We start from the raw sequence: 6122 nt of genomic DNA on the forward strand, positions 1-6122 counted from the left end.
GGCCTCGTTCAGCGCGGCGGTGGGCTCGTCCAGGATGAGCAGCTTGACGTCCTTGGCGAACGCCTTGGCGATCTCCACCAGCTGCTGCTTGCCGACGCCGATGTCCTTGATCAGGGTGTCCGGGTTCTCCCGGAGCCCGACCCGGGCCAGCAGCTCGCGGGCCTGGCGCTGGGCGGACTTCCAGTCGATCGCGCCGCGCTTGCGGGGCTCGTTGCCGAGGAAGATGTTCTCGGTGATCGAGAGCTCCGGGATGAGCGCGAGCTCCTGGTGGATGATCACGATGCCCGCGTGCTCGCTGGCCCGGATGTCGGAGAAGCGGGTCGCCGCACCCTGGTAAACGATGTCACCGTCGTACGTGCCGTACGGGTAGACCCCGCTGAGGACCTTCATCAGGGTGGATTTGCCGGCACCGTTCTCGCCGCAGATGGCGTGGATCTCGCCCGCGCGCACCACCAGGTTGACGTCGGAGAGGGCCTTGACCCCGGGGAACTCCTTGGTGATGGAACGCATCTCCAGGAGGATCGGCGCGTCGCTCATCGGTCGCACCACCTCGCCAACGTCATGGATGCCTCCAGAGGGATCTGGCTGTCACATGGTTTTGTTGCCGAAGGCAACCTATTCAGAGCGGAAGATGATTCGCAAGTTTCTAGATCGCGGAACAGGTAACAATCCTGCAATAAACAGCCAGCCGGGGCATGCGCCGCATGCCCCGGCTGTCGTTCGGTCCGGCTCCGTTCAGACGCGCTCAGAGGCGCTCAGCCGCTGATCAGACGCTGACCGGCTCCCGCTCGGGCTCGCTCGCGAGCTCCTCGCGCAGCCGCTCGCCCTCGATGTCGACGTTCGGCAGCGCCCGGTTCAGCCAGCCCGGCAGCCACCAGGCGGACCGGCCGAGCAGCGAGATCACGGCCGGCACGATCGTCATCCGGACCACGAAGGCGTCGATCGCGACCCCGATGGCCAGCGCGAAGCCCATGGACTTGATGACCGGGTCGTCCAGCAGGATGAAGCCCGCGAAGACCGACGTCATGATCAGCGCGGCCGCGGTGACCACCCGGGCGCCGTGCCCCATGCCGCTGACGGTGGCCTCCTGCGGGCCGGCGCCGTGCACGAAGTCCTCGCGCATCCGCGACACCAGGAACACCTCGTAGTCCATCGCGAGCCCGAAGAGGATGCCGATCAGCAGAATGGGCAGGAAACTGATCAGCGGGCCGGGGGTGTCCAGGCCGATCAGCCCGCTCAGGTGCCCCTCCTGGAACACCAGCACCGTGATGCCGAAGGTGGCGCCGACGGTGAGCAGGAAGCCGAGCGCGGCCTTGAGCGGCACCAGGATCGACCGGAACACCAGCATCAGCAGCAGCACCGACAGGCCGACCACCAGCAGCAGGTAGACCGGCATGGCGTCGGAGAGCTTCTCGGACACGTCGATGCCCACGGCCGTCTGCCCGGTCAGGGAGACGTCCGCGTCGCGAACCCCGGCCACCCGGTCGCGTACCTCGTGCACCAGGTCCTCGGTGGCCGCGTCGGTCGGGCCGGTCTGCGGCAGGACGCCGAGCAGGGCGGTCCGCTTGTCCTGGCTGAGGTTGGGCGGGGTCACCGCGAGCAGGCCGGGTGTGCCCTGCAGAAGCTGGGTGACCTGCTGCACGGCCGCGGTGGTCCGCTCCGGCGAGTCGGCGGAGACCACCAGGGCCAGGCGCCCGTTGAAGCCGGGGCCGAACCCGGCGGTGATCAGGTCGGCCGCCTCCCGGGCCGGCGTACCGGCCGGGCTCGCGCTCGCATCGGGCAGCGCGACCCGCATGTCCGCGGCCGGCAGCGCCAGCGCGCCCAGGCCGAGAACACCGACCAGGATCACCGGTACGCGCAACCGCGTCACCAACCGCGCCCACCGGAAACCGAAGCCCTCCTTGGTAGCAGCGCCCGAGGCCGCCCGCGAGCCGCCCGCAGCTCTGCTTCCCGATAGGAAGCGGGAGGCGGAGTCCGCAGCTTTGCTTCCCGATGGGAAACGGGAGGCAGAGTCCGCAGCTTTGCTTCCCGATGGGAAACGGGAGGCAGAGTCCGCAGCTTTGCTTCCCGGTAGGAAGCGGGAAGCAGAGCGCTGTGGCTCGCCGGCGCGCAGCCGGCGCGGCAGCACCCGTTCCCCGGCGAAACCGAGCAGGGCGGGCAGCAGCGTGATGGCGACCAGCACCGCGACGGCGACCGTGGCCGCCGCGGCCAGGCCCATCACGGTCAGGAACGGAATGTCCACGACGGCCAGGCCGGCCAGCGCGATGACCACGGTGATGCCGGCGAACACGACCGCCGAACCCGCCGTGCCGACCGCGCGGGCGACCGCCTCCTGCGGAGCCAGGCCCTCGACCAGGTTCTGCCGGTGCCGGGAGGTGATGAACAGCGAGTAGTCGATGCCGACCGCCAGGCCGAGCATCAGCGCCAGCACCGGCGCGGTGCTGGTCAGCGAGACGACGCTGCTCAGCGCGAACAGGCCGGCCATCCCGGCGCCGACACCGATCAGCGCGTTGAGCATGGTCATGCCCGCGGCCACCAGCGAGCCGAACGTGACGACCAGCACCACCAGGGCGATGACGACGCCGATACCCTCGGTGCCGCCGACCTCGGGCTCGGAGTTCATCACCTCGCCGCCGTGCTCGACGCGGAGCCCGGCGGCCTCGGCGGCGGCGCCGCTCTCCTGATAGGCCGTGCGCTGCTCCTCGGTCACCTCGTCGGCGCTCTCGGCGAACTGCACCTGGACCAGCGCGTAGCGGCCGTCCCGGGAGAGCGCCTGGACCGCGTACGGGTCGACGGCGCCGACCACGCCGGGCAACGTGGACGCCTCCTTGACCAGGCTCTCGACCGCCGGCTTGAGCGCCGGGCCGGCCAGCGTCTGGCCCGCGGGAGCGGCGACCACGATGGTGCCGGTGGTGCCGCTGGCCTCGGGGAACTCCGTCCGCAGGGCGTCGATCGCGCGCTGCGACTCGGTGCCCGGCATGGTGAAGTTGCTCGACGTCGGGCCCATGAAGGCCAGCGCGCTGCCGCCCAGCGCCGCGAGCAGCACCAGCCAGAGGGCGATCACGAGTTTGCGGCGCCGGAACGAGGCCCGGCCGAGCCGGTACAAGAGGGTTGCCATGTCAGTCCTTCATCGGGGGTGTGAGCAGGGCACGCTTCGCCACGGCGGCGAGGGCGGAGCGCAGTACGGCGTCATCGGGCTTGCCGATGGCCACGGAGGAGATGCCGGCGAGCAGGACCTCGGCGGCGATCTGGTCGGCGGGATCGGTCGCACCGGCCGCGAAGGCGGCGCAGAGGTTGTCGATCAAGGGCTTGAGCTCAGCGAAGGGCGGCGAGCACAAAACGTCCTGAGAGCCGTAGTAGATGATTCCGGCCTCCCGGCGATACCGCAGCACCAGGTCCACGAAGCCGTCGATCGCGGCCTCGCGCACGGCCATGCCCTCGAGGGTGGCCAGCCGGGCATCCAGGTCGGCCAGCTCGGCCGCGGCCGGCGCGATGAGGGCGGCGAGGATCGCCTCCTTGGTGGTGAAGTGGTAGAGCAGGGTCGCCTTGGAGCAGCCCACCCCGGCGGCGATGTCCTGCAGGGAGGTGCCCTTGAAGCCGGCTCGCGAGAAGAGCTCGGCGGCGACGGCGATGATCTCGTCTCGCGTCTTGGTCCGGACCATGGCGACAGCATGCCTGACCGATCGGTCAGAAGCTGGCCGATCGGTCAGGAAGTGACCCAGCTAACGCGCAGCCGAGATCGCGCGGCCGAGATCTGGTCATCCGGGATCGGGTCATCCGGGATCGGGGGCCAGATCAGCAGAGCCGGGATCGCGCAGCCAGGATCGCGGAACCGGGATCGCGCAGCCGGGATCGCGCAGCCAGGATCGGGCGGCCAGATCAGCGGAGCCGGGGCCGGGCGGCCGGGGTCGGGCGGCCGGGGTCGGGCGGCCGGGGTCAGTCGCGCAACTGGAGCAGGATGCGGGTGAGGTCTGCTCGGTCCGCCGCGCTCAGGTCCGCGAAGAACCGCTCGGTCGCCGCCTTGCGGGCCGCCCGGATCCCGTCACCGGCCAGCCGGCCCTCCGTCGTCAGGTCGACCAGCGTCGCGCGACGGTCGGCCGGGTCCGGCGCGCGGGCGGCCAGGCCGCGGTTCTGCAGGTCGTCGACGACCTCGGTGGCCGAGCGCGGGGCTATCCGCAGGTGCTCGGCGAGCGCGCCGGGGCGCATCGGGCCGTGCCGCAGCAGCACCGCCAGCGCCCGGCCGTGCGACGGCGAGACGTGCAGCGGCTCCAGGGCCTCCTTGTTGAGGTGCCGCAGCCGGCGGGCGACGGCCCAGAACAGCTCGGAGAGGTTGTCGGCGGCGGTGTCTTCCACGGGAATACGGTACCAGCGGTTGCGGTTGTTCCCTCATGATGAGGCAACCTCACTAAATCCCGTACCGGAAGAAGGTCGTGCTCTTGGAAACCGCCCCCGTCGGAGGCGGCCGTCCCGGCCGCACCCCCACCCTCACCGCCGCCGACAAGAAGCAGGCCAAAGAGGTCTCGCTGCGCCGGATCGGCCGGCTCTTCAGCGCACACCGGCTGCAGCTCGGCGTGGTCATCGCGATCATCGTGGCCTCGTCCGTGATCGCCATGGCCGCGCCCTTCCTGCTGCGCGAGGTCATCGACCGCGCGCTGCCGGAGCAGGACGTCACGCTGCTGGTCTGGCTCGTCGCCGGCATGGTCGCCGTCGCCGCCGTGACCTCGGTGCTCGGCGTCGTGCAGACCTGGCTCTCCACCACCGTCGGCCAGCAGGTCATGCACCGGCTGCGCGTCGACGTCTTCACCCACCTGCACCGCCAGTCCGTCGCGTTCTTCACCCGCACCCGGACCGGCGAGGTGCAGTCGCGCATCACCAACGACATCGGCGGCATGCAGTCGGTGGTCACCTCCACCGCCACGTCCGTCGCCTCGAATCTGACCACCGCCGTCGCCACCGCCGTCGCCATGGCAGCCCTGTCCTGGCAGCTCTCCCTCGTCTCACTGGTGGTCCTGCCGCCGGCGATCCTGCTGACCCGCCGGGTCGCGCGGATGCGCAGGGAGATCACCGCGCGGCGGCAGCGGGAACTCGCCGACCTCAACGTGACCATCGAGGAAGGCCTGTCGATCAGCGGCGTGCAGCTGAGCAAGACCATGGGCACCGGCGCCGCGCTGGTCGGGCGCTTCACCGCCTCCTCGACCCGGCTCATCGATCTGGAGCTGCGCTCGGAGCTGGCCGGGCGCTGGCGGATGGCCGCGATGAGCATCATCTTCGCTGCCATCCCCGCGGTCATCTACCTCAGCGCCGGACTGCCGCCGACCGCCGGCACGCTGAGCATCGGCACCCTGGTCGCCTTCACCACGCTGCAGGCCGGGCTCTTCCGGCCGCTGATGGGCCTGCTCGGCGTCGGCGTCTCGCTGACCAGCTCGCTCGCCCTGTTCGCCCGCATCTTCGAATACCTGGACCTGCCGGTGGAGGTCGACGACCCCGCCGAGCCGGTCGAGGTGCCCAGCCCGGTCCGCGGCCACCTGCGCCTGGACGACGTCACCTTCGCCTACCCGGGCAGCGCGACCGCCACGGTCGCGGGCATCAGCCTGGACGTCCCGGCCGGCACGTCGCTGGCCCTGGTGGGCGAGACCGGCTCGGGCAAGAGCACCCTCGCCGCGCTGATCGCGCGGCTCTACGACCCGGCCGCCGGCCGGATCACCATCGACGGCATCGACCTGCGCGACCTGCGCCTGGCCGACCTGGCGAGCATCGTCGGGGTGGTCAGCCAGGAGACCTACCTGCTGCACACCACCGTGCGGGAGAACCTGCGGTACGCCCGCCCGGACGCCACCGACGCCCAGATCGAGCAGGCCGCCCGGGCCGCACAGATCCACGACCTGATCGCCGGCCTGCCCGACGGCTACGACACGGTCGTCGGCTCCCGCGGGCACCGCTTCTCCGGCGGCGAGAAGCAGCGCATCGCCATCGCGCGGACCCTGCTGCGCGACCCCCGGATCCTGGTCCTGGACGAGGCCACCAGCGCCCTGGACACCTCGACCGAGCGGGCCGTGCAGCGCGCCTTCGACGAGCTGGCCCGCGGGCGGACCACGGTGACGATCGCGCACCGGCTGTCGACC

Annotated in this window: 5 protein-coding genes; 1 reads left to right on the top strand and 4 read right to left on the bottom strand. The window is 71.2% G+C overall.

Annotated features, from left to right (window positions below; all coding sequences use genetic code 11):
* The 4 genes from DMB66_RS52365 to DMB66_RS52380 form a co-directional block, all read right to left on the bottom strand.
* The coding region (locus tag DMB66_RS52365) for an ATP-binding cassette domain-containing protein (protein WP_125811552.1) at window positions 1–537 on the bottom strand (537 nt) is incomplete at its 3' end.
* Window positions 538–766: 229 nt separating this feature from the next.
* Complete coding sequence (locus DMB66_RS52370; protein WP_125811553.1) at window positions 767–3118, bottom strand: MMPL family transporter; 2352 nt, start codon at window positions 3116–3118, stop codon at window positions 767–769.
* Between the two features lies 1 nt (window position 3119).
* Complete coding sequence (locus tag DMB66_RS52375) at window positions 3120–3662, bottom strand: TetR/AcrR family transcriptional regulator (protein WP_125811554.1); 543 nt, start codon at window positions 3660–3662, stop codon at window positions 3120–3122.
* Window positions 3663–3936: 274 nt separating this feature from the next.
* On the bottom strand, window positions 3937–4353 hold the full coding sequence (locus tag DMB66_RS52380; protein WP_125811555.1) for a MarR family winged helix-turn-helix transcriptional regulator: 417 nt from the start codon (window positions 4351–4353) through the stop codon (window positions 3937–3939).
* Window positions 4354–4436: 83 nt separating this feature from the next.
* Between DMB66_RS52380 and DMB66_RS52385 the strand changes: the two genes are divergently transcribed.
* Window positions 4437–6122: ABC transporter ATP-binding protein (locus tag DMB66_RS52385; RefSeq protein ID WP_148112869.1), on the top strand; the 1686-nt coding region annotated here is incomplete at its 3' end.

The sequence above is a fragment of the Actinoplanes sp. ATCC 53533 genome (assembly GCF_003947245.1).